Source organism: Pseudoduganella sp. R-34 (assembly GCF_049904655.1).
GTDB lineage: Bacteria > Pseudomonadota > Gammaproteobacteria > Burkholderiales > Burkholderiaceae_D > Rugamonas.
In genome coordinates this window covers 4,733,401-4,757,298 of sequence record NZ_CP184572.1, presented here as the reverse complement: position 1 = coordinate 4,757,298, position 23,898 = coordinate 4,733,401, and the positions used below count along the sequence as shown (strand labels likewise).

The 23,898-nt window shown below is 64.7% G+C and carries 23 protein-coding genes; 4 read left to right on the top strand and 19 right to left on the bottom strand.

The annotated features are described in order from the left end of the window. The first annotated feature begins 69 nt into the window (after positions 1 to 69). Positions 70 to 1,503: a PLP-dependent aminotransferase family protein gene (locus tag ACN9MW_RS21700; RefSeq protein ID WP_426162601.1), complete on the top strand. Its 1,434-nt coding sequence runs from the start codon at positions 70 to 72 to the stop codon at positions 1,501 to 1,503. Here ACN9MW_RS21700 and ACN9MW_RS21695 read toward each other — a convergent pair. The 19 genes from ACN9MW_RS21695 to ACN9MW_RS21605 all read right to left on the bottom strand — a co-directional run bounded on the left by ACN9MW_RS21695 (position 1,500) and on the right by ACN9MW_RS21605 (position 19,477). Next, the gene (locus ACN9MW_RS21695) at positions 1,500 to 2,816 is read right to left on the bottom strand and encodes a LytR C-terminal domain-containing protein (protein ID WP_426162599.1); all 1,317 of its coding nucleotides are present in this window, start codon (positions 2,814 to 2,816) and stop codon (positions 1,500 to 1,502) included. The two genes, ACN9MW_RS21700 and ACN9MW_RS21695, sit on opposite strands and share 4 nt — an antisense overlap. Positions 2,817 to 2,828: 12 nt before the next feature. Further along, on the bottom strand, positions 2,829 to 3,788 hold the full coding sequence (locus ACN9MW_RS21690; RefSeq protein ID WP_426162598.1) for a type II secretion system F family protein: 960 nt from the start codon (positions 3,786 to 3,788) through the stop codon (positions 2,829 to 2,831). Between the two features lie 12 nt (positions 3,789 to 3,800). Further along, positions 3,801 to 4,778, bottom strand: coding sequence for a type II secretion system F family protein (locus tag ACN9MW_RS21685; RefSeq protein WP_426162597.1), 978 nt, complete (start codon positions 4,776 to 4,778; stop codon positions 3,801 to 3,803). A 3-nt stretch (positions 4,779 to 4,781) separates the two neighbouring features. Then, positions 4,782 to 6,152 (bottom strand): CpaF family protein, encoded by a 1,371-nt coding sequence (locus ACN9MW_RS21680; protein ID WP_426162596.1) that lies wholly within the window; start codon positions 6,150 to 6,152, stop codon positions 4,782 to 4,784. 29 nt (positions 6,153 to 6,181) lie between these two features. Beyond that, positions 6,182 to 7,342 (bottom strand): AAA family ATPase, encoded by a 1,161-nt coding sequence (locus ACN9MW_RS21675; RefSeq protein WP_426162595.1) that lies wholly within the window; start codon positions 7,340 to 7,342, stop codon positions 6,182 to 6,184. Between the two features lie 8 nt (positions 7,343 to 7,350). Then, entirely contained in the window at positions 7,351 to 7,887 is a 537-nt protein-coding gene (locus ACN9MW_RS21670; protein WP_426162593.1) for a TadE/TadG family type IV pilus assembly protein, read from the bottom strand. A gap of 7 nt (positions 7,888 to 7,894) precedes the next feature. Then, a complete protein-coding gene (locus ACN9MW_RS21665) occupies positions 7,895 to 8,353 on the bottom strand; it encodes a TadE/TadG family type IV pilus assembly protein (protein ID WP_426162592.1) in 459 nt (152 codons plus the stop codon). Between the two features lie 5 nt (positions 8,354 to 8,358). Next, on the bottom strand, positions 8,359 to 9,906 hold the full coding sequence (locus tag ACN9MW_RS21660; RefSeq protein WP_426162591.1) for a pilus assembly protein TadG-related protein: 1,548 nt from the start codon (positions 9,904 to 9,906) through the stop codon (positions 8,359 to 8,361). Between the two features lie 9 nt (positions 9,907 to 9,915). Continuing rightward, positions 9,916 to 10,191, bottom strand: coding sequence for a hypothetical protein (locus tag ACN9MW_RS21655; protein WP_426162590.1), 276 nt, complete (start codon positions 10,189 to 10,191; stop codon positions 9,916 to 9,918). Between the two features lie 9 nt (positions 10,192 to 10,200). Next, the gene (locus tag ACN9MW_RS21650; protein ID WP_426162589.1) at positions 10,201 to 11,775 is read right to left on the bottom strand and encodes a type II and III secretion system protein family protein; all 1,575 of its coding nucleotides are present in this window, start codon (positions 11,773 to 11,775) and stop codon (positions 10,201 to 10,203) included. A 13-nt stretch (positions 11,776 to 11,788) separates the two neighbouring features. Then, a complete protein-coding gene (gene cpaB, locus ACN9MW_RS21645; RefSeq protein WP_426162588.1) occupies positions 11,789 to 12,640 on the bottom strand; it encodes a Flp pilus assembly protein CpaB in 852 nt (283 codons plus the stop codon). 24 nt (positions 12,641 to 12,664) lie between these two features. After that, positions 12,665 to 13,981: an ATP-binding protein gene (locus ACN9MW_RS21640; protein ID WP_426162587.1), complete on the bottom strand. Its 1,317-nt coding sequence runs from the start codon at positions 13,979 to 13,981 to the stop codon at positions 12,665 to 12,667. 12 nt (positions 13,982 to 13,993) lie between these two features. After that, on the bottom strand, positions 13,994 to 14,611 hold the full coding sequence (locus ACN9MW_RS21635) for a methyltransferase family protein (protein ID WP_426162586.1): 618 nt from the start codon (positions 14,609 to 14,611) through the stop codon (positions 13,994 to 13,996). Continuing rightward, positions 14,608 to 15,195 carry an A24 family peptidase gene (locus ACN9MW_RS21630; RefSeq protein ID WP_426162585.1) on the bottom strand — a complete coding sequence of 196 codons (588 nt, stop codon included), beginning with the start codon at positions 15,193 to 15,195 and terminating at the stop codon, positions 14,608 to 14,610. The genes ACN9MW_RS21635 and ACN9MW_RS21630 overlap by 4 nt, the downstream gene beginning before the upstream one ends. After that, positions 15,192 to 16,244 carry a phosphatase PAP2 family protein gene (locus ACN9MW_RS21625; protein ID WP_426162584.1) on the bottom strand — a complete coding sequence of 351 codons (1,053 nt, stop codon included), beginning with the start codon at positions 16,242 to 16,244 and terminating at the stop codon, positions 15,192 to 15,194. The genes ACN9MW_RS21630 and ACN9MW_RS21625 overlap by 4 nt, the downstream gene beginning before the upstream one ends. Next, positions 16,241 to 16,417 (bottom strand): Flp family type IVb pilin, encoded by a 177-nt coding sequence (locus tag ACN9MW_RS21620; RefSeq protein ID WP_426162582.1) that lies wholly within the window; start codon positions 16,415 to 16,417, stop codon positions 16,241 to 16,243. The genes ACN9MW_RS21625 and ACN9MW_RS21620 overlap by 4 nt, the downstream gene beginning before the upstream one ends. 69 nt (positions 16,418 to 16,486) lie before the next feature. Then, on the bottom strand, positions 16,487 to 16,660 hold the full coding sequence (locus ACN9MW_RS21615; RefSeq protein WP_426162581.1) for a Flp family type IVb pilin: 174 nt from the start codon (positions 16,658 to 16,660) through the stop codon (positions 16,487 to 16,489). 458 nt (positions 16,661 to 17,118) lie between these two features. Then, complete coding sequence (locus ACN9MW_RS21610) at positions 17,119 to 17,808, bottom strand: response regulator (protein WP_426162580.1); 690 nt, start codon at positions 17,806 to 17,808, stop codon at positions 17,119 to 17,121. A gap of 7 nt (positions 17,809 to 17,815) precedes the next feature. Further along, positions 17,816 to 19,477, bottom strand: a complete 1,662-nt coding sequence (locus ACN9MW_RS21605; protein WP_426162578.1) for a sensor histidine kinase — start codon at positions 19,475 to 19,477, stop codon at positions 17,816 to 17,818. Between the two features lie 157 nt (positions 19,478 to 19,634). Between ACN9MW_RS21605 and htpG the strand changes: the two genes are divergently transcribed. The 3 genes from htpG (at position 19,635) to ACN9MW_RS21590 (ending at position 23,895) form a co-directional block, all read left to right on the top strand. Further along, positions 19,635 to 21,545, top strand: a complete 1,911-nt coding sequence (gene htpG, locus ACN9MW_RS21600; protein WP_426162576.1) for a molecular chaperone HtpG — start codon at positions 19,635 to 19,637, stop codon at positions 21,543 to 21,545. A gap of 153 nt (positions 21,546 to 21,698) precedes the next feature. Continuing rightward, on the top strand, positions 21,699 to 22,895 hold the full coding sequence (locus ACN9MW_RS21595; protein ID WP_426162574.1) for an ATP-binding protein: 1,197 nt from the start codon (positions 21,699 to 21,701) through the stop codon (positions 22,893 to 22,895). Beyond that, positions 22,888 to 23,895: an ABC transporter substrate-binding protein gene (locus ACN9MW_RS21590; protein ID WP_426162573.1), complete on the top strand. Its 1,008-nt coding sequence runs from the start codon at positions 22,888 to 22,890 to the stop codon at positions 23,893 to 23,895. Before ACN9MW_RS21595 ends, ACN9MW_RS21590 begins: the two co-directional genes overlap by 8 nt. Positions 23,896 to 23,898: the final 3 nt, after the last annotated feature.

Here is a 23,898-nt window from a genome sequence, read left to right as displayed (position 1 = left end):
TCGTAGGATAAGTAACCAGTACAGTACCAATACACTTGTTCGAATAATTTCACGCACTGTGATGGTGATATGACCAATACAATCCTGCTAAGCCGCGAGGGCGGCGAGTCGCTCAGCGACCAGATCGTGCGCAGCGTGGCCGCCCGCATCGACGACCGCGTGCTGCGCGCCGGCGCGCGCATGCCGTCCATCCGCCAGTTCGCCACCTCGCACGGCGTGTCGCCCTTCACCGTGGTCGGCGCCTACGACAAGCTGGTCGCGCGCGGCTACCTGGAATCAAGGCGCGGCGCCGGCTTCTATATCCGCGACCGCGCTCCGCTGCAGGCGCCCCAGCCCCCCGCGCGCGAGCCGGGCCTGGCGCAGCCGGAAGGCACGCAGGGTCTCGACGTGGTCTGGCTGGTGCGCAATATGTTCCGCACCGTGCCGCACCAGTACATGCCCGGCACGGGCGTGCTGCCAGCAGATTGGCTGGATGGGGTGGCGATCGGCAACGCCCTGCGCGCCATCAGCCGCCAGCACAGCAGCATCCTCTTGAATTACGGCGTGCCGCAGGGCTACCTGCCGCTACGCCAGCATTTGCAGCACAAGCTGGCGGAGCTCGAAATCGGCGCCGCGCCGGAGCAGATCGTCACCACCGCCGGCGTTACCCAGGCAATCGACATGGTGGCGCGCGAATTCACCCGCCCCGGCGATACCGTGTTTGTCGACGATCCGGCCTGGTTCCTGATGTTCGGCTCCTTTGCCGCGCTGGGTGCGCGGGTGGTGGGAATACCGCGCCTGGCCGACGGCCCCGATATTGCACAACTGGCCGAGCTGGCTGCAATCCACAAGCCCAAGCTGTATGTGATCAACTCCGTGCTGCACAACCCCAGTTCGACTTCGCTGTCGGCAGCCAAGGCCTTCCAGATCCTGCGCATCGCCGAAGAACACGGCATCACCATCGTGGAAGACGATATCTACTGCGACCTGCACCCGGGCAGCAGCGTGCAGCCAGCCACCCGCATGGCGGCGCTCGACCAGCTGAAGCGCGTGATTTACCTCGGCGGCTTTTCCAAGACCATGGCCGCCAACTTGCGCGTCGGCTTCATCGCCACGTCGGAAGAAATGGCGCTGCGCCTGGCCGATCGCAAGATGCTGCAAACGCTGACCACCAGCGATATCGGCGAGCGCGTCGTGCACAAGGTGCTGTCCGAAGGCAGCTACCGCAAGCACACGGAGCGCATCCGCACGCGCCTGGACGGCCTGCGGGCGCGCACCGTGCGCCAGCTGGAAAAAACGGGAATGCGCATCGCCAGCGCGCCGCCGGCGGGCATGTTCGTATGGGTTGATGCCGGACGCGACACCAATGTGCTGACCGAAAAGGCCATGGGGCAGGGCTTGCTGCTGGCGCCGGGCAGCCTGTTCTCGCCGAGCCAGCTGCCGTCGCAGTTCATGCGGCTGAACATCGCTGCGCTGCAGGCGCCGGAAATCTGGCGTTTCCTGCAGCGCGAGCTTGCGAACTAGTTTTCGTCGTGCATGGCAACTTGGGACACTGCGATCGCCTCCGTGACGGCTGCCATGCTCACCTGTGCGTCCCTGCCCAATAACAGGCGGACGTCGCAGGAGGCCAGCTGCTTGCTGGTGAGCTGCACCTTTCCTTGCAGGGCTTTTTGCAGGCTGGCGGCCTGCTTTTCGAAGCCTGGGCTGTACTGGATGATGGTGGCAACCTGCCTGTACGGCTTGTCGTTGCTCAGGCGATTGACCGGAATGCCCATCTGGCCCAGCAGGTTGCGGAAGCGGCGTGCCATGCCGGCGACGCCGTTTCCGTTCGAGACTTCCAGGCGTGCCACGCGGACGCGGTCGGCCTGGGCTGCGGCCTGCACGGCGGCGGATGTTGGTGCCGCGGTGGCAACCGGCGCGGCTGCCGGCTCGGCGGCGACGCGGGCTTTCAGCTCGTAGACGTAGCCGACGACTTTGATCAGTTCCATATGGCTGGCGATTTCGCTCGCCGTGGTGGCGGGCAGCACGCCCAGTGGCTGCGCTTCCTTGCGCGGCGCCTGGGCCGGCGCTGGCGCGACGGGGTCCTCGGAGAGCAATGCCATGTTTGGTGCGGAGGCGTCTTGCGCTGGGACAACCGGGGCGGCGGCAGCTGCGGCCACGATCGGCGTTGCGATTGGCGGTGCGCTTGCGGCGGGTACAACGATGGACGGCGCAGCAGCCGGTTCGGCAACGACGGATGGAGCGGCGACGGACGGTGCCACCACTGAAGGCGCGATGACAGGCTGCGCAGCGACCGATGGCGCGTCGGCATCGGCGGCGCTGGCGGCGGCCAGCTGCGGCGCGTCGGCGCCGGACTGCTTGCCCATCGCGGCTTCGGCCATCTGCAGGTTCTCGAAGGCCTTCTTCCCTGCACCGAGCGCCATGGCCCGGCGCAGGTTCTGCGCGGCACCGGCGTTATCGCCCATCAGGTACAGCACATAGCCAAGGTTGGTATGCGGCTGCGCCTCGCCCGGATAGTCCTTGACCAGCGCCACCAGGGCCTTGCGCGCCAGTTCCAGGTCGCCGCGTTGCGCTTCGATCACGGCCACCGCGTTGCGCGCCTCAAGCTGGTTGGCATCGAGGGCAAGCGATTGCGCGTAGGCACCCAGAGCCAAAGCCAGTTGGCCGCGCTCGTGGTGGAAGCGCGCCAGCCGGTTCCAGCTTGCCGCCTGGTTGCCCGGCATGTCGCCGCGCACGACGGGCTGCAAGGCCAGTTGATGCGATGCCGGAGGAGCACTGCATGCCGTGAGAAGGCCGCAACCCATTGCGGCCAATGCGATTGGCTTGAGCTTGATCATGGCAATTCCTTTCTAGCCGGCGTCGGCGCCGCCCATGGTGGGCAGCAGGACGCGGTAAATCGAGATAAACGCAGGCCCCATCAACACCACCAGCAGCGATGGGAAGATGAAGAAGATCAACGGGAACAGCAGTTTCAGGGCAATCTTTGCAGCAGCTTCTTCGGCGCGCTGGCGACGGCGGGTGCGCAGTTGTTCCGACTGCACGCGCAGCGAATCGGCGATGCTGGTGCCGAAGCGTTCGGCCTGGATCAGCATAGCCACCAGCGCATCGACATCCTCGACGCCGGTGCGCAGCGCCAGGTTGCGCAGGGCGCGCTCCTTGGACAGGCCGGCGCGCAGCTCCAGCGTCACCAGGTGCAGTTCATCGGCCAGGATCGGGCTCTTGATGCCGATTTCGTCGGCCACCCGCAGTAGCGCGGCATCCATCGCCAGGCCCGCTTCCACGCACACGGTCATCAGGTCCAGCGCATCGGGGAAGGATTCGAAGATTTCGAGCTGGCGGCGGCTGATGGCCCAGCGCAGCAGGAAGTTCGGCAGGTAGTAGCCGAGGCCCGCCGCCAGCAGCAGCCAGAACATCAGGCCATTGCCGGACAGCTTTGAACCGGACAGCACGAGCGAAGCATAGAGCGCCAGCGGCAGCATGATCGCCAGCGCCGTCTTGGCGGCGAAGTACAGCGGCCCCATGGAAGCATGGCGCAGCCCCGCATTCATGAAGCGCAGGCGCAGCGTCGACTTCTCCCATTCTTCGGTTTCGCCGCCGGACAGCTTGGCCACCGGCGCCAGCCAGGCCGCAATGCGCGCCAGCAGGTTGGGGTTGATGCGTTCGCGCCGCCGCGATTTGCCGGGCAGCTCGCTCACCTGCTGCAGCCGCCCGTGCACGGGGTTGGCGCTGAAACTCAGCATGACCACGTAGGCGGTGCCGAACACCAGCAGGAACACCAGGGCCAGGAAGGCCATTTGAAGGACGCTCATGTCAATCTCCCGCTAAACACGAATCCGGATAATCTTGCGCATCGCGAAGACACCAACGATCATCATGGTGATCGCGCCAGCAACCATCTTGCGCCCGGCCGGGTCGGTGTACAGCACGGCCAGGAAGCTGGGATTGGTCAGCTGGATCATCCCAGCCGCGGCAAAGGGCAGCAGGCCGAGCACCCAGGCCGACATCTTGCCCTCGGCCGACAGCACGCGGATCTGGCCCAGCAGCTTGATGCGCTCGCGCACGATCCTGCTGATGTTGTCGAGCAGTTCGGCCAGGTTGCCGCCCGTCTCGCGCTGGATCATCACGGCGATGACGAAGTAGCGCAGGTCGGTACTGGGCACGCGCGTGGCCAGGTTCATCAGCGCATCGTTCATCGAGATGCCGAAATTGACCTCGTCGAAGGTTGCCTTGAATTCGTCGGCGATCGGCGCGTTCATTTCGTCGCCCACCATCTTCATGGCGGTCGGGAAGGCATGGCCGGCGCGAAGGGCTCGGCCGATCAGGTCCAGCGCGTCGGGCAGTTGCTGGTCCACCTTGGCCAGCCGCTTGCCCTTGGCGCGCAGCACCAGCAGCAGGGGGAAGCTGAGCGAGACCAGCATCAGCGGCAGCACTAGCAGCAGCGGCACCCGCAGGAACAGTGCCGCGCCGCCTACCAGCACGGGGCAGATCAGCGACAGCACGATCAGGTCCGACACCGTCCACGACATGCCCGACTGCTCCAGCAGGCGGTCCAGCTGGCTGACGCGCGGCATCTGCAGCAGCAGGCGCTGGAATACCGGGCTTTCGCTGAGCAGGCGCTTTTTGATCATGGAAGCGCTTTCGCCGCCGGCATGGGCGCCGGCCGACATCATGCGCAAGCGGCGCGCCACCCGTTCCGCTTCCGGCCCCTTGGCCGAATTCCAGGTCAGGTACATGCCTTCGATCAGCAGCACCACGGCCAGGAAGACCAGGATGCCGGTGGCGTAATAGAGGTAGTCCATGGCTTACATCCTCTTTTGCACGGTGGGGTCGAACATGTCGTCGGCCAGGGTGACGCCGAAGGTGCGCAGCCGTTCGCCGAAGCGCGGCCGCACGCCGGTGGCGCTGAAGTAGCCTTGCACCGAGCCGTCGGTGCCGACGCTGGTCTGCTTGAAGCAGAAGATCTCCTGCATGGTGATCATTTCGCCTTCCATGCCGGTGATTTCCTGGATCGACATCAGCTTGCGCTTGCCGTCGGTCAGGCGCGCCACCTGCACCACCACGCCGATGGCGGAAGAGATCTGTTGGCGCATGGCCTTCACCGGCAGGCCGGCGGCGCCCATGCTGATCATGTTTTCCAGCCGGGTCAGTGCATCGCGCGGCGTGTTGGCGTGGATGGTGGCCATCGAGCCTTCATGGCCGGTATTCATGGCCTGCAGCATGTCCAGCGCTTCGGCGCCGCGCACCTCGCCCAGGATGATGCGGTCGGGGCGCATGCGCAGCGCATTGCGCACCAGGGCGCGCTGCGTTACCTCGCCCTTGTTCTCAATGTTCGGCGGACGCGTTTCCAGGCGCACGATATGCGGCTGCTGCAGCTGCAGTTCGGCCGCATCTTCGATGGTCACGATGCGCTCGCTGTGGCTGATATAGCCGGAAATGGCGTTCAGCATGGTGGTCTTGCCGGAGCCGGTGCCGCCCGAGATCAGGATGTTCACCTTGCTCTTGCCCAGCGCCTGCAGGATGGTGGCCATGGCCTCGGTCATCGAGTTGAAGCTGATCAGCTCCGCCATGCCCAGCGGATCGGCCGAGAAGCGGCGGATCGAGAGCACCGGGCCGTCGATGGCCAGCGGTGGGATGATGGCGTTGACGCGCGAACCGTCCGGCAGGCGGGCGTCGACCATCGGGCTCGATTCGTCGATGCGGCGTCCCACGCGCGACACGATCTTGTCGATGATCTTCATCAGGTGCGCATCATCGTTGAAGGTGACCGAAGTCAGTTCCAGGCAGCCTTTGCGCTCCACGTACACCTGGCGCGCCCCGTTGACCAGGATGTCGGACACATTGGGGTCGGCCAGCAGCGGCTCCAGCGGCCCGAAGCCCAGCACCTCGTACTGGATGTCGCGCGTCAGGTTGCGCCGCTCGCTGTCGTTGATCACCACCATGTTCTCTTCGAGCAGGCGCTCGACCAGGATCTTCAGCTCGTCGCGGATCTGGTCCTGGGTCAGGCGCTGCATGCTCTCCAGGTCGACCCGGTCGAGCAGGGTCTGGTGGATGCGGTGCTTGAGCTGCTGGTAGGCGCGGTTGTCGATTGCCTCGGAAGTGCGCAGGGCGGCGACGTTGCCGTTGGCTGGCGCGGCGCCAAGGCGATTGCGGAGGTTCTGGGCTGGGATCTGCATGATCGGCTCCATGGGCTGGTCTGGGGGCGCTATGCGCGCTGGAGGATTCGGGACAGCCAGCCGCGCGACTCGGTACTGCTGTCGCCGGCCAGGGTACGCGCCAGGTCCTGCAAAGCCTTGGAAATCGGGCTGGCGCGCTGCAGCTGCAGGATCGGCACGCCCTGGTTGACCGAGGCGGCGGCAGCTTCGTAGTGGTTCGGGATGGTGCGGAACATTTCCATGCCGTAGGCTTGCTCGCAATCGCGCAGGCGGATGTCGCCGTTGTTCGAATGGCGGTTGACGATCAGGTGGATTTTGTCCTTCCGATAGTCAAGCGAACGGAATACCTGCAGCAGCCGCTTGCCGTCGCGGATATACGGCAGCGTGGCCTGCAGGATGGGGAAGATCATGTCGGCCTGGTCGAGGGCGCGCACCGAGACGGCGTCCAGGCTGCGCCCGATGTCGAGCAGGACGAAATCGTAATGCTGGCGCGCCAGCCGCAGCAGGGCGTCGATATGCTCGGGATGCACGTCATTGGCCTGGGTCGGGTCTTCCGGCGCCGCCAGCACGTGGAAGTTCGGCGTCACCTGCACCATGCTGGAGAACAGCAGGGTGGCATCCAGGCGGTGCATCTGCTGCGCCACGCTGGCCACGCTGGCGGCCGGGCGCTGGTCGGAGACGAACAGCGAGGCGTCGCCGAACTGCAGGTTGAGGTCGAACAGCGCTACTTTCTTGCCTTCGGCGGCAGCCAGGGCGTAGCCGAGGTTGGCGGCCAGGAAGGTGGCCCCGCTGCCGCCCTTGCAGGAGATGAACGCCAGCACCTTGCCCAGCGAACGGGCGCTGAAATTGCGCTTTTCGTCCAGCCGGCGCACCGCCGCCTGCAGCGCGGCGCCGTCGATCGGCGCGGGCAGCACTTCTCGCACGCCGGCGCGCATGGCCTGCATCAGGAAGTCGGGCGTCTGCTGGGTGCAGGCCACGATGATGGCCATGTCGGGGTGTTGCACGCTGAGCGTTTCGAGGCGGTCCATGTCCTCGCCGTTCAGCAGCGGCTGCGCCACCAGCAGCAGGTCGGGTGCCATGCCGTCAAAGCGCGGCAGCTTGTCGAGCAGGCCTGGCAGCACGTCGACCTGGTCGGTCGGGCTGCGCTCGCGCAGGATGCGGGCGATTTCGAACAGTTGCTTATCGTTGCTGGAGATGGCGGTGATCTTCATGGCATCGCTCAGTTGGTGAAGCCGAGGCTTTCGGCGTAGACGACAGTGGTGGCTTCCGGCATGGTGTTGGCCGGCTTGGAAACGGTGACCGATCCGGGCTTGAAAATCAGCGGAGTAAATACGACATCCTTGACTTTGACTTCGACGTACATGACACAAGATGCAGTGCGCAGCACATCGTTGCAGGCGGCCATATTGTCGCCCGCATCCGCTGGCGGGTTGATGACCGGATCGACGCCATTTGCCTGCAGGTAGCGGATTTTGACATTTTCATCAGTGATTTCCATGCTGCCAGGGAGCCTCGTGGCACCGAACACCGCATACTTCCTGATGTCGGTCTGGTCGGCATCGCTCATCCAGCGCACGGCTGCCTCGCGTGCGCCGCGGCGGCTGATTTCCTGCATGGTGTTGTAGACGAACATCATGCGGCCGAACTCGAAGATGGCATAGATGAAGGCCAGCAGCAGGCCGCCGATGATGGCAAATTCCACGATCGCGGCGCCGCTCTGGCGCTTCAGGCTGGGACGGCAGGCCCGGTTCTTCATGGCATCCTCACTGCATGTAGCGCATGGTGGTGCGCGGGGTCAGGTTGATGGTGCGCACCGCATTGCCGATCAGCGGAATGGTCTGGCCGATGTTGACAGCGTAGCCGGTGATCTCGACGCGTACGCCGCCGGGCGCGGTGCCGTCAATGCAGGAGCTGTCGTTGTAGGAGGCATCCAGGCAAGTGACCACCACGTTGCTGCTGGCGAAGCCGGGTACCTTGGCCGCGTTGGCGGCGGCCACCACGATGCTCTTGGCAGTGCCGACGGCGCTCGAGTTGATGTTGGCTTTTTTCGCCACGCTCATGTAGCGGGCGCCGTCGCGGGTACCCTTGCTGAGCGCATCGTAATAGGCGAAGGCGCGGCCGAACTCCCACACCCCTGCCAGCAGCAGGAACAGGATGCTGGCCACCAGCCCGAATTCGACCAGGGCGGCGCCGGATTGCTTGCGTAATGGTGGAAGGCGCATGGTGATCACTTGTACAGTTTGACTTCGGACGAGGGCACTGGTTCTACCAGGCCGGTGAATTCCACGTTCAGCTTCTTCGGCGAGCCGCTGAGGTCGGCCTTCTTCTGCATGAAGAACTTGCCGATGCCGACCACGTTCATGACGCCGCAGGCGCCGCTGCCCACCGGCGGGGTGCGGCAGTCGATCAGCACGATGTTCAGGATGCGGCGGTTCTCCACGCCGGTGCGGCCGGCCGGGGCCAGGAAGGTCGGGCCGCTGGCCTGGTTATACGGCGCCGCAAACTGCGAGGTGAAGCCGGCGCCGACCGTGGTCGGGTAATTGGCGGGGTCGATATAGTTGGTGGTGGCGCCCGTGCCGTACATCTTGCTGGTTGCGCTGGTGCCATTGGCCTCGGCTGGCGTAACGGCCGTCGTACCGTCGGACTGGACCGCCGGCGTGTAGGACCACAGCACGCCGTGTTCCGCATAGCTGGCCTGCGTCGGGACGCGGGTGCTGGGCGTGCTGGGCCAGATATTGGTGGTGGCCTCAAAGGGCAGCGTGTACTTCGGCAGCTGCGGGGTGCCGTCGGTCGTGACCGATTGCTGGCTGGGCAGGTTGGTGCTGCCGGCGTCTTGCCATCCAGCCGGTGCTTCGCCGGAGCCGGGCAGGTATTCCTTGACGTTGATGTCGGGCGGCGCGGTGGCCGGGTCGCACTGCGAGCCGCCGGAATAATCGTTGAAGCGCGAGTTGAACGCTTTTTCCAGCGTCCCCGACACGCCGGTATTGGTGTAGACCTGGCCCACCCCGGTCGGCACCACGGCGCTGTTGCCGACGCAGATGAAGGGGGCGGTGACATTGGTCGACGAGTTGGACGAGACGCAGGCGTTGGGCGGCGAATTGACCGGGTTGATCTGGTACGGGTCGGAGGCGGCGCCGCCCAGGGAGCCCAGTTCGAACACGTTGTACGACATGCCGCGGCGGAAGCCGTATTCGACGATTTCAGTGAAGCTGCCGTAGCTGTAGCTGGCCGTGCGGCGGGTCGGGTCGATGGCGCAGACGCCGACCGGGGTCACGGTGTTGACGTAGCGCCCCGCCACCGCCCAGCCGTAGGTCGAGGTGCTGTTGTCGCCGGCAATGCGCATCAGCCAGGTATTGATCGACTGCGCAGTGCCGCCGTTGCCGCCATCCCGGGTGTCGACCTCCACGAACGTGCGGCCGGTGGCGTTGCCCAGGCTTTGCGCCAGGGTGTACCAGGGGCCGTCCGGACTGGCGGCAAAGCGGAAGTTGGCGTCCTGCAGCGTCAGCGTGCTGCCGAAGTTGTAGCGGTTCTTCAGCGCCAGCGCCTTGCCGGAAGCGACGGCCTTGTTCAGGCCCGCGTCCGAGTTGTCGAGGTCCTTGCCGGCAGCCAGGGCCGAGGCATCGGCCAGGTTCTGCAGCTCGGTCTTGACGATGTATAAGTGGCCAAGGTCCAGCACCAGGCCTGCCACGGGGATCAGGACGAGCATCAGCAGCAGGCCAGTCATCACGGCCACGGCGCCGCGCTGCTGGTGGTGCTTGGGAATGCGCTGGACCATGGCTGTCTCCTAGCGGCCGACGCCGATCAGGAAGGAATTGGCGTTCTTTTCCGGCGCCTTGAACGATTTCACGTACTGGTCGTAGCCGGCCTTGGCGGCCGGGCCGTCCAGCCCCAGGGGCACCGCCATGTTGCGCTCGGCGGCGGGGTTCATGATCTGCGCCTGGCGCAGGTCGGTGGCGGCTTCGCCCAGGTGCTGGTCGACGTAGGGCGTGGTCGACATGCAGGCCGCCAGGCTCAAAGGCAGCAGGGCAGTGCCGGTGCAGCGCAGGAATGACGATTTCATGCTGGCCTCCTAGTTCAGGTCGAAACCGCCGGCTTGCTTGCCAGGCTGCTTCTGGGTTTTGTCTTGCGGCGGGGTGCCTTCCATCTGGCCGGTGAAGATGCGCTGGGCGCGGCTCGGATCGGTCACGTTGGAGGTGGGCAGGGCATTGGCCAGGTCGGGCGGCAGCGGCTTGACCAGGCGCGGCGTGATGACGAACACCAGCTCGGTGCGGTCGGTCTGGAAATCGTTGGAACGGAACAGGGCGCCCAGCACCGGGATTTCGCCCAGGCCCGGCACGGCCTTGATGTTGTTGGTCGAGTTGTTCTTGATCAAGCCGCCGATGGCGAAGCTCTGGCCGTCGAACAGCTGCACCGTGGTGGCGGCGCGCCGCGTGGTGAACGAAGGGAGGATGGCGGTGCCGTTGACGCCGGCCGCTGAAATGCCCACGCCTTCCTTGTTCAATTCCGAGACTTCGGGCGCCACCTTCAGGTTGATGCGGCCGTCACCCAGCACGGTCGGGGTGAAGCGCACCGCCACGCCGAATTCCTTCTCTTCCAGCGTGATGCGGGTAAAGCCGCCGCCGTCCGGGGTGGAGGCCACCGGGATGAAGATCTTGCCGCCGGCCAGGAAGCTGGCTTCCTGGCCGCTGATGGCCATCAGGTTCGGCTCGGCCAGCATCTTCACCAGCCCGTCGCGCTTTTGCGCATCGATGGTGAAGGAGTTGCCGTTGGTGCTCTTGAAGGCATTGGCCAGCGAAGGGTTGCCGCTCAACAGGTTGGACAGCAGGGTATAGGTCCAGTTGCCGATGGTGTGATTGAGACCGATGCTGGCGCCCAGCTGGTCGACCAGGGTCTTGGACACTTCGGCCACCTTCACTTCCAGCATCACCTGCTGCGGCGCGGCGACGGTCAGCATATTGATGATCTTGAGCGACAGGCTGCCTTCGACTGGCGCGATGGCCTGCGTGCTGGCGCCGGCCGGCGCCGAGGCGCCGCTGCCCGGGCCGCCGCTGCTGGTCGGGCGCTGGCGCGTGACGAAGGCATTGGCCATCTGCAGCACATGCTCGGCCATCACCACGTCCGGTACGGTGCCGCTCAGCATGAGGGAGTCGGCGGCCGCCGTCACCTTGACCATGCCGGCCTGGCCGGTCAGCTTGTCGATGCCCGCCTGCAGGGTGGCCGTGTCGGCGCTGACGGTCAGGTCGGCAATCACGGTGTCGCCGGTCTTCTGCCACACGATCAGGTTGGTGGTGCCGACGGTGCGGCCCAGCATGTATACTTCGCGCGGATTGAGCAGGATCACGTCGGCCACGCGGGCGTCGCCCACCGCCACCCGTGCTGCAGGATGCTGCAGGCGCACGATGCTGGACTTGCCTTCGGCCAGCTGCATGGCCGGCGCCAGTTCGGTGCGGCCTTCCGGCAGCGCAGCCGGCAGCGCGGCTTCCGCCTTCTTGCCGGGCATGGCGCCGCCCTTGGCCTTCATTTTAGGCTGCTGCGCAACGACGGCTGCTTCGGCGCCCACCTGGGCGGCGGCAGGCGTGAGCAGGGCGGGCAGGGCCAACAGGGCGCCCAGGATGCTCGGTACAGCGGTGCTTATCCTTTTCATGAGTAGCTCCGTATCAGAATTGTTGGCTGCTGCGGTCCAGGCCCTTGATCATTTCCACATGCACGCCCGGCGGCGGCACGGTGGCCACTTTGCGCACCGGCACGGGCTTCGGTGCCGGGGCGGCGACGGGCGCCGCTTTCGGTGCCGGCGCGGGTGTTGCGGCGCCCAGCAGGGTGGTCTTGGTGGCGCCGGTGGTCAGCGCGGGATTCGGGTCGACCTGGTTGCGCAGCACCAGCGACAGGCTGCCTACGCTGCGTGCCAGGTCGAGTTTTTCCACCTGTTCCGGGGTCAGCTCCAGCGTCACCGCATTCACCACTTTCGGCTTGGTCTCGTCGCGCGAGGATTCCTGCGCCACCGCCAGCACCAGGATGCGCTCCAGCACGATCTTGGAAATGGTCGGGTCCTTGGTCTGGGTGCGCTGGCCTTCTTCCTGGGTGTTGACCAGGATGTCGACGTAATTGCCGGGCAGGGCGAAGCCGGCCACGCCCACCACGTCGTTGACCCGCACGGTCATGGCGCGCTTGCCCTCGGCCACCACCGCCGACAGCCCGCCCTGGGTGCCGGGCGGCGCCAGCTTGGCTTCCAGGATCGGCTCGCCGCGCATGATGCTGGTGCGGGTGACGCGCGACTCCAGCGCCTTGTCGTCCTTGATGGCGCCCGGCGGCTGCACCGATGCCGGCCAGTCGACCAGGCGCACCATGTCGGGCGTGATGCGTGCGCCCAGGCTGATGTCCACCTGCGCCACGGCCACCTTGGCCGTGGTGCCGCTGGCCTGCGCGTTGATCCAGCGCGCTGCCACCACAACGGCCACGAAGGCCAGGGCGATGGCTACCACCATCATGATCATTGCTCGTGTGTTCCTCATGATTATCCCCTTGCGTCCTTGGCTTCAAACCGCGGCAAAATAGTTATTCCAGGCCCACTCAAGCGAGGCGATGTCCAGCGTGGGCAGGCGTCCTTCATAGGCGGCCAGGTCGCGCAATTGCGAAACCAGGTCGCGCGGGTAACAGGCCATCAGCGGCCGTTCGTGCGTGTGGTGCTGGCGCATCAGCCAGGCGAAAGTCTCGGCCTCGAACGGCACCGAATAGCGTTGGCACACCTGGCGGAACACGGTCTCGTACTGTTCCGGCGTCTGCGGGCCGACATGGATCTTGTAGCCCAGGCGGCGCAGGAAGGAACCGTCGGCCAGCGCATCGGGCGGCATATTGGAGGAAAAGATCACCACCACGTCGAACGGCACCGGGAACTTGTAGCCGTTCTGCAGCGACAGGTAGTCGACCTGGCGGTCCATCGGCACGATCCAGCGGTTCATCAGTTCCACCGGCGAGCAGCGCTGGCGCCCCAGGTCGTCGATGATGAAGATGCCGCCGTTGGCCTTCAGGTGCGGCGGCGCCTGGTACAGCCGGGTGGCCGGATCGAAGCGCAAGTCCAGCGCTTCCAGGGTCAGCTCGCCGCCGGTGATCACGGCGGGTCGCTGGCTGCGCACCCAGCGCTGGTCGCGCGGGGTGCGGCGGTCGAACAGCATGCCCGGCGGCGGCGTGTCCTCAATAATGGTATGCAGCACCGGGTCATAGACTGGGATGATGTCGCCGTCGACCAGCAGCGCATGCGGCACGGCGATCTGCCCTTGCAGCAGGCCGTTCAGGCGCTCTGCCAGGTAGGTTTTTCCGCTGCCGGCCGGACCATGGATAAAGATGGCGCGGCCACTGTTCATGGCCGCGCCCAACTGGTCAAGCACTGCAGGGCTGGCGACAATGCCATCGAACGTTTTGCGGATGTGCTCGCGCTTGACGTGCATCTGCGCCACGCTATGGGCGCGCACGCGTTCGGCATAGTCGCTAAAGGTTACCGGAGCGGCGCCGGCATAGGCATCGCGGCGCACGAATTCGGCGGCGCGGGCGCGGCCCGTATCGGTCAGGTTGTAGACGATGTCGGCATCGGTGTTGCTGACGCCGCGGCGCATCATCTCCATCAGCTTTTCCGTGCGCATGAAGCCCAGCACCGGGTCCAGCACCGATGGCGGCAGCTTCAGGTGGGCGGCCAGCTCGTTGAGCTTGACCTGGCCGCGCTGGTACAGCACCTTGCTGGCCAGCTCCACCAGCAGCAGGAAGGGCAGCCCGGTTTCTTCCACCGTGCGCGGTGCGGGAACGCGCAGCGGGTCGTCAGCCCAGGGGCGCTTGCTTGGTTCTTCAAAATCGGCAGGCATGGCGGACCTCTCTCAAAACACCATTGGCAGGATGCGGTACTTGACGCGGCGCATGTACAACAGATACTCGCTGTCGCGCGACAGGAAGCGTTCTTCGCGCACCAGGCGGGCCAGCAGCAGCATGGAGGCAAGCAGGCAGGTGACGGCATTGCCAAGGCTGCTGTTCGACAGGACATAGCCCACATAGCTGAGCAGGTAGCTGGCATACAGCGGATGGCGGATCCAGCGGTACAGTCCGGTAGTCTTGATCTGGCGCCGCGCGGCCACCAGGCCGAAGCTGCGATTCAGCGACAGCAGGCCGCAGATCTGCAGCAGCACGCCGGCCACGATCAGGGCGCGCGCCGCGGGCAGCAGGCCTTCGCCGCTTGGCGCGAAGAAGAAGGGGGCGCCGGTGGAGGCGATGGCCAGCGCCCAGTCCAGCGGGGAGTGCGACACGGCAGCCGGCTCCGAGCGCAGCATGAACAGCGCCGCCACCAGGGTTTCCGAGGCCACGAACAGCAGGTAGGCCCAGTCGCCGGTGGCATTGAAGGCGCGCGCGTGGGCCACCGAGAACAGCAGCCAGACGCTGGCCAGTGCGGCCGTGGCCAGCACGCTGACGGTGCGCGAGGCGAGGATGGGGGGGGCGTTCATAGCAGGCTCCAGCCGAAGTAACGGGTCAGCAACAGGTAACTCACGGTGCCGGCGGCGATGGCCACGGCATAGGGCAACTGGCCGGTGGCAGCCAGCGGGGCATCGATGCGGGCGCTGCCGCCGGACATGCCGCGCAGCACGCTGCCCAGCACCATCACCTTGACGTTGGCGCCGACCTTGCGCAGGCTGCCCTGGAACAGGGCCACCAGCAGGGCCAGCACGCCGCCGGCCAGCACGCTGGACAGGCCGGCGCCCAGGATGTCGAGCGGCCCCAGGAAGGCGCCCAGCATCGCCATCAGCTTGACGTCGCCGGCGCCCATCGCGCCCAGCGCATACATCGGCAACAGCAGCACCAGGCCGAGCACCATGCCGGCACTGGCTTTCAGCAGGCCCAGCGCACCGAACGGTTCGCTGAACAGGCCGGCGCCCGGCGTCACGGTCGCTTGCAGCGTGAGCCCGGCCAGCAAGCCCAGCACCACCAGCTTGTTCGGGATGCGGCGGCTGCGCACATCGCTGGCCACGGCCCATGCCAGCAGGCAGGCCAGCAGCACGATCGGCAGCAGGGCGCGAGTATCGAAGCTCATGGCGCGCTCCTTTGCACCAGCTTGCCGCACAGGGTCCAGATCAGCCAGGCGCCCAGCGCACCGGCGTAGCCGTCGATCGCGTAATGCCAGCCCAGGTGTACCGAGCCGACCTGGATCAGCACGGCAAACGCGGTGAGGGCGATGCCGGCGGCGCGGTTCAGGCGCCAGCCGAGCAGGGCCAGCAGCACGGAACTGGCCACGTGCATGCTGGGCATGGCGGAAATGCTGAGGGCGTTGGTGCCGCTATGCTGCGCGTAGTCTTGCCACAGCGTGTCCTGCACCTGCAGGGCCATTACGGGGATCACCTTGTCGGCATCGCGCAGGTAATGCATCAGGCCGGCGAAGGGATCGGCGTCCGCCACAGCAAAGTGGTAGTAGCAAGGGCCGACGGAAGAGAACAGCATGGCCATCACATTGCCCAGCAGCGCCCAGCTCAGCACAAAGCTCAGCATGAATTGCATGCGCAGCTGGCGGCGTTCCAGGTTGAAGGCCAGCCAGTACACGGTGGACAGTACGATGAAGAACCACAGGTGGTAATTGAAATTCAGGATGGCGGTCATCAGCGGGTGGCCGAAGACGGGCTGCAGCAGCTGCCAGGGCTGCACGCCGCCATGCAGCCAGGCGTCGGCGGCGGCCATGCGGGCATCCCAGGCATAGGGCTGCACCAGCGGCACGGCGGCTTTCAGCACGGTGAAGCTGGCGGCAAACAGGGGGAACATGGCCAGCACCGGCGCCGAAAACAGCAGGCGTTCGCGCGTCAGGTAGGCGGCCAGGTGTTGTTTCAGGTAGCGCACCAGGTGCTCGGGGCGCTTGAAGATCATGACGTAGATCGTATAGCCGCACAGTGCAAACACCAGGCCCATCGCCAGGGTCGCGAGATAGCCTTCCAGCTGCAGGTTGTGGCGGTATTTGGCCGGGTAGGCGGCGCACAGCGCGAGGGCGGCCGCCAGCTCCACGCCGACGATGGCAAGCAGCAGGCCGTGCTCGCGCAGCAGGGCGCGTGGCAGGCTGGGGCGGGTCGCGATGCGTGGGGTAAGGACAGCGCTCATGATGTGGCCAACAGGACTTGTGATTTGACGAAGGTGAACAATGCGAGGAGCTGGGTGCCGGCCTTGCCGACGCTGACGACGATGACCACTGCGATCAAGCCGGCCAGCAATGCGTACTCGATTGCCGAGACGCCTGTGTCGTTGCGGAGGAAGCGTAGGAATTGTTCTTTCACGATCGACCTCCAGGTAAGAAAGTCGTCCGGCGAGGCGGGGGAATGCCTGGCCGGACGCAGGCGCAAGATTTAGCCGTTGGCGGTGGTCAGCGCCGTGCCGATCTTGTCGAAGGTCTTATCCAGCTGGGTGCCGATCAGCTTGACGGCAGCGATGATCACGACAGCGATCAGGGCAGCGATCAGGCCGTATTCGATTGCGGTCACGCCTTGTTCGTCGCGGATGAATTTTTGGATGGCTTTCATGATGATTCCTTTCAGGACGTTTAATAACTGCACCAAAGTGTTTGCAGCTTCACGGAACAAGCCCGCTTCACCTGCCTTTTCCAAGCGCTAGAAGCACAATGATGCCGACGACAACTGTCAGTGAGGCTACAAGCACATATTCGTAAAAGGCCCGGCCGTCTTCCTCGGCGATGAAGCTTGCGATTCGTGGCGGCATGAGTCGGTTACGCATTCTGTACTCCGGACATGGTTGTGTTGGCCTTGCCTGGTTCTAGTCTCAGCCGACATGTCTGCCGTGCTGATGAGTTCACTTTAGGCGCATGCGTTTTGACTTCCATCAAACATCTGTCCTTTTCTATGCGTGACAGAAGTCCTTTTTTTCCAGCAGGAATCGGGACATTTGTCCCGGTTCAACGAAGATATATTGGAGGAAATATTTTCGGCACCCCTGCCGGTAGTGGGCGGGGGGCGAGGAGGCGCTACAGGTCGGCCTGGTCGAGCCTGTGCTTGGTGGCAAACACGTAAAGGTCCAGGCGGTTTGACACGCCCAGCTTGTGGTAGATGGCGGTCAAATGGTTGCGCAAAGTGTGCTCGGAAATAAACAACTGTTGCGCCAAAGCCTTGTTAACCGCACCACCACCTGTTGCGATTAAGCTGCAAATGCGTCTTTCCTTGGCAGTGAGCTGGGCGATCTTGTCCAGTTCGGGATCTTGCCGTCGTGTCGATTGCGGATTGCGCATGGCTTCGAACACGCGGCTGAGCATGATGCCATCGAGCCACAGCTCGCCGCCGTGGACTTTCTCGATGGCTTTCAGGACCACCTCGGCCGGCTCGTCCTTGCTGACCACGCCGCGTGCGCCCAGCATCACGGCGCGATCGAGCAACTCGCGGTCGCGCGTGCCCGACAGCACCAGCACGCGCGCGCCGTTGCAGCCGGCCAGCAGGCGCGGCATGATGTCCAGCGAACAGGTGCCGCCCAGGTCGATGTCCAGCAGGATCACGTCGGGCAGCACTTCGGGCGCCATGGCCAGCGCGCTGTCGCAGTCGCGCGCGGTGCCGACCACCAGCATGTTCAGCGCTTCGCTTTCGATCAGCTTGCCCAGGCCCCATAGCAGGGTCTTGTGGTCATCGACCAGCATGATGCGGATTCGTTTGTCGGCTTGCCCCATACTCACCTCACACCGGAATCACAATCTGTACCGCAGTGTTGTTCTGGCGGCCGCGCTGCACGCGCGCTTCGCCGCCCAGCGCGGCGGCGCGTTCAGCGATTGAGCTCGGTGTAAAGTCTAGCACCGGCTGGCCCGAACATTCATTCTCGATGCGCACAGTCAGCTGGCCAGCGGTGCATGCCAGTTCGATATAGCCGTTGCGCGCCGTCGTATGCTTGCAGATATTGCTCATGCCCTCGTTGACGATCTGGAACACTTCGGCCGCCAGGCGGTCGCTCATGTGCAATTCACCCTTGGTGTCGACATTGATGTGGACGTCGTAGAACTGGCGCAGCTGCGCGGCCTGGCGGCGCAGGGCAATGAGCAATTCCGGTTCCTTCATTTCCAGCCCGCCGCGCAGGCTCTTGGCGTAGTTGCGCAAGTCGCGCACCACTTGCGAAGTGACGTCGAGCAGGTTGTCCAGGTCGGGCACCAGCGGATTGCCGGGGTCGGCCTTCAGGCGGATGCCCGATACGCCGTGGCGCAGGCCGATATAAGGCTGGATCGTGGTGTCATGCAAGTCGCGGGCGATACGCTCACGCTCACGCAACACCGCTTCCGATGCCATGCGGTCCAGCAGTTCGATATTCTCGATCACGGGGAAGGCCTGGGCCGCGATCTGCAACAGGAACAGCGCGTCCGACTTGTGGAAGTGGTGGCGCTGCGACACCACGATCAGGCGCCCGGAACCGCGCCGCAGCGGCAGCGGCACCGCGATCAGCGACAGCGCGTCGAGCAATTCGGCCAGGGTTTCGCCGGCCTCGGCGTCTTCTTCTACCCAGCGCTGGTGTGCGCTGTCATAGCTCTTGATTTGCAGCCGGCGCCGCAGCCAGGGACCGCGCGGCTGGCGCATCAGCAGGATGGCGTCTTCACCGCATACCAGCAATGGCGCAGCGGCGTCCGGCGCCAGGTTGCTGGCATGGATCGGACGCCCGGCATTGGCCGAACTGGCCGCGCGCAAGGTCCAGCTTGCCGCGCCGTTGTCGTGCATCAGCAGGATGCAGCTATGGGCGCCGTAGAACTGGCGCGTCTGCTCCAGCACGGAACTGATGGTGCGGTCGACCCCGAAGCGCGGATTGGACATCTGGCTCACCGCATGCAGCAAGGCCATGCGCTGGCGCTGGATCATCGCCATGCCGCCCCAGTGCGCGATCATGTAGCCCAGGGCCAGCAGGAAGGTGGCGCGCAGCATCACCACCGCCATTTCAGCCTGGCTGTGGGTGTACAGGGAGGTCAGCGCAAAGGCCAGCGAGGCGGCCATGGTGATGCGGGCACCTTCCTCGAAGCCGTGGCTGAAGGCCGAGGTCAGGATGGCGAAGAAAAACAGCAGGAAGTAAAAACTGGCATCGCCGCCGGTAACGTAGACCATCAGCGTGAACCAGCCTACGTCAAGCCAGTACACCAGCTTGCTGCGCACCAGGATCGAGCGGTTGGCCAGCAAGAGCAGGGTTACGCTTTGCAGCAGGTAGGCCAGGAAGACGCCCAGCGACAAGGGGTCGGCACGGCCGGACGGCTCGACCAGGAGGGTAAACAGGCAGGCTACGGCCAGGACCAGGCGCATCCAGCGCACCATGGAAGCGTCCGAAGTGTCCTTCGGCAGGGTCGCATGCAGCAGGCCTTCGTTGATCACGGTGTCTCCGGCGCGTCGTTGTTACCATGCTAAGAGAACCACTTGTCGTTGTCCACAACAAGGTTGTATTTTTGAAACGTTGCCAGGGGCTTGAAATCGGCGCAAACGGCCCCATGTGGGCGATTCCGAAGTTCCGTATAAGACTATTGAGGTAAAAATGGCAGAAAACAAGCAAACCATGGGGTTCCAGGCAGAAGTCAAACAGCTTCTGCAGCTGATGATCCACTCGCTGTACTCGAACAAGGAAATCTTCTTGCGCGAGCTGGTCTCGAATGCCTCCGATGCGGCCGACAAGCTGCGTTTTGAAGCGATCAACAACGATGCACTGTACGGCAACGACCACGAACTGAAGATCCGCGTCAGCTTCGACAAGGCAGCGCGCACCATCACCATTTCCGACAACGGCATCGGCATGAGCCGCGACGAGGCGATTTCCCACCTCGGCACCATCGCCAAGTCGGGCACCAAGGAATTCTTCGGCAAGCTGTCCGGCGACCAGCAGAAGGACGCGGCCCTGATCGGCCAGTTCGGCGTCGGCTTCTACTCCGGCTTCATCGTGGCCGACAAGATCACCGTCGAATCGCGCCGCGCCGGGCTGGCGGCGGAAGAAGGCGTGCGCTGGGAATCGGCGGGCGAGGGCGATTACTCGATCGAGCAGATCGAAAAGGCCGGCCGCGGCACCGACATCATCCTGCACCTGCGCGAAGGAGAGGATGAACTGTTGTCGAGCTGGAAACTGAAGTCCATCATCCGCAAGTACTCCGACCACATCTCGCTGCCGATCCAGATGCAGAAGGAAGAGTGGGACGAGGAGAAGAAGGAAACCGTGCTGAAGGACGAGCTGGAAACCATCAACCAGGCCAGCGCCCTGTGGGCCCGCTCCAAGAGCGAGATCACGCAGGAACAGTACGAAGAGTTCTACAAGCACGTGTCGCACGACTTCGGCGCGCCGCTGGCCTACACCCACAACCGCGTAGAAGGCCGCAGCGAATACACCCAGCTACTGTACATCCCGGCCAAGGCTCCCTTCGACCTGTGGGACCGCAACAAGCGCGGCGGCATCAAGCTGTACGTCAAGCGCGTGTTCATCATGGACGACGCCGAGCAGCTGATGCCGACCTACCTGCGCTTCGTGAAAGGCGTGATCGACTCGGCCGACCTGCCGCTGAACGTATCGCGTGAAATCCTGCAGGAATCGCGCGACGTGAAAGTGATCCGCGAAGGCTCGACCAAGCGCGTGCTGGGCATGCTGGAAGAACTGGCCAACGCCGACGAGCAGGAAAAGAAGGACAAGTACACCACCTTCTGGACCGAATTCGGCCAGGTGCTGAAAGAGGGTATCGGCGAAGACTTCGCCAACAAGGAACGCCTGGCCAAGCTGCTGCGCTTTGCCTCGACCCACAACGACAGCGATGTGCAGGACGTATCGCTGGAAGCCTACGTCGGCCGCATGAAGGAAGGCCAGGACAAGATCTTCTACGTCACCGCCGACAGCTACACCGCCGCCAAGAACTCGCCGCACCTGGAAATCTTCCGCAAGAAGGGTGTTGAAGTGCTGCTGCTGACCGACCGCGTCGACGAATGGATGCTGTCCTTCCTGAACGACTTCGAAGGCAAGGAACTGCATTCCGTGGCCAAGGGCGGCCTGGACCTGGGCAAGCTGGAAGACGAGGCGGAGAAGAAGGAACACGCCGAGACCGAAACCCAGTACCAGGAACTGGTCGGCAAGATGAAGGAAGCGCTGGCCGACAAGGCCAAGGAAGTGCGCGTCACTTTCCGCCTGACCGATTCGCCAGCCTGCCTGGTGGCCGACGAGCACGAACTGTCGGGCAACCTGCTGCGCATGCTGAAGGCAGCCGGCCAGTCCGCGCCGGAATCCAAGCCTATCCTGGAAATCAACCCGCAGCACCCGCTGGTGACGCGCCTGAAGTATGAAGACGCAAGCGGCGAGAAGTTCAAGGACTGGGCCCACATCCTGTTCGACCAAGCCTTGCTGGCCGAAGGCGGGTCGCTGGCCGACCCGGCCTCCTTCGTCAAGCGCATGAACGAAATGCTGCTGTCGAAGTAAGCTGGCGGAGAAGTGCCTCTTGCGCGCCACAGTGGGTGCTGGCCCAACTGTGGCGCCAAAGCCGCAAGGATTTATATGCTAGTTAGATTTGGTGAGACTTTACCTCCTTGTCAACCGGCATAATCAAAGCAAGCCCGCCTTCGCGAGGATTGCATGACGGAAGTTCGCAAGCAGCGCATTCTCATCGTTGACGACCAGAGCGTCCACACCGTGGCGTTGTGCGACGTATTGCGCCAGTACCAGTTTGACGCCGAAGGCTGTTCCAGCGCCGAGTCAGCGCTGGAGCTCTTGCGCAACCAGTCTTTCGATCTGATGCTGTCGGACCTGAACATGCCGGGGATGGACGGCATCGGCCTGGTCAAGGAAGCCCTGCAGCACGACCCGGACCTGGCCTGCATCATCATGACCGGGGAGGGCAGCATTGCCACCGCCGTGCGCGCGATGCAGGGCGGCGCCCTCGATTACATCGTCAAGCCTTTCAAGGCGTCTTCCTTGCTGCCGGTGCTGGCGCGGGCCCAGGCCACGCGCGCCCTGCGGCTGGCCAACGCCGAGCTGGAACGCCAGCTACGCCAGAACGTGATGGAACTGGCGGAAGCCAATCACCGCCTGGAGCAGGCGCGCACTGCCGCCGAGCATGCCAATGCTGAAAAGTCGCGCTTCCTGTCGAACATGAGCCACGAGCTGCGCACCCCGCTCAACGGCATCCTCGGCTTCGCGCAAATCCTGGCGGCCGACAAGCTGCCGGCCACCCAGCTAGAGAAGCAGCGCTTTGCGCGCAATATCGTGCAGTCAGGCCAGCACCTGCTCAAGCTGGTCAACGAAATTCTCGACCTGGCGCGCATCGAAGCGGGCAAGGTGCCGCTGGCGATGGAAGCCGTGGACCTGCCGACCGTCCTGCAGGAATGCCGCATGATGGTGACGCCGCTGGCCGCCAAGCGCGACATCAGCCTCGGTTTCGGCGAAGTGCCGGAGAAGCGCCTGCGCGCCGATCGCACGCGCCTGGTGCAGGTGCTGATCAACCTGCTGTCCAACGCCATCAAGTACAACCACGACCAGGGCCGCGTTGCCGTGGCCTGCACCGCAGCGGAAGGCAGCCGCCTGCGCATTTCCGTCAGCGACACCGGCCCTGGCCTGGAGCCGGAGCAGGTGCAGCACATCTTCCAGCCTTTCCACCGCCTCGGCCGCGACGAGGAGGAGGAGGGCAGCGGCCTTGGCCTTGCGCTCACCCGGCGCGTGGTCGAGGCCATGCAAGGCGCCATCGGCGTCGAGAGCCAGCCGGGCCAGGGCAGCACCTTCTGGGTGGAACTGCCGCTGGCGCCGGAAACTACCCAACAGGTGCAACATGCGTAGCCGAACCATGCAGGTCCTTGCCGTGTTGTTCATCGTGCTGGCGCTGGGCGTGGCCTGGCTGTGGCAGCAGCAGCGGCAGCCGGCGCGGCCGGCGCAGTCGCTGGTGATCGCGGCCAACACCGAATATGTCGGCACCTGTGCCGTGGTGGCCGCCCAGCAGCGCGGCTATTTCACCGAACAGGGCTTGCAGGTCAAGGTGCTGCCTTATTCGAGCGGCAAGGCATCGATGCAGGCGGTGGTCGACGGCAAGGCCGATGTCGGCACCGTGGCCGATATCCCGATCGTGTTTGCCGCCATGGACGGTGTGCCGGTCAAGGTGCTGGCGACGTTTTTCCGCACCGGCAAGGACCACGGCATCATCGGCCGCCGCGACCACGGCGTGCTGACCCCGGCCAGCCTGAAGGGCAAGCGCATCGGCGTCACGCAGGGAACCTCGGGCCAGTTTACGCTGGACGTTTTCCTGAACTGGCAACGCATGGATGGCAGCGAAGTCACCATGGTCAACTACAAGCCGGAAGAACTGGGCCAGGCGCTGCAGCGCGGCGATGTCGACGCGGTGGCCGGCTGGGAACCCTTCCTCGGGGCCATGCGCAAGCAGCTCGGCGATACGGCGGTGAGCTTTTCCGGCGAGCAGGCGTACGAGAGCATCTACAACCTGGTTTCACTGCAGCGCTTTACCGGCGAGCGGGCGGACGTCGTCCCGCGCCTGTTGCAGGCCATCGAGCAGGGCTCGGCCTGGTGCGAAAAGTCGCCGCGGGAGGCGCAGCCCCTGCTGCCGGCAACCGCCAAGCTGAATCGCGATGAAGTGGTGGCGGCCTGGCCGACTTACCACTTCGGCCTGGAGCTGGACCAGTCGCTTTTGCTGGCCTTTGAGGACCGCGCCCGCTGGGCCATCCGCAACCGCCTGGCCAACTCGCGCGAAGTGCCGAATTTCCTCGACAACGTGTACCTGGAAGGATTGGGCGAGGTGCGGCCGACTGCCGTTACCGTCATCCACTAAGCG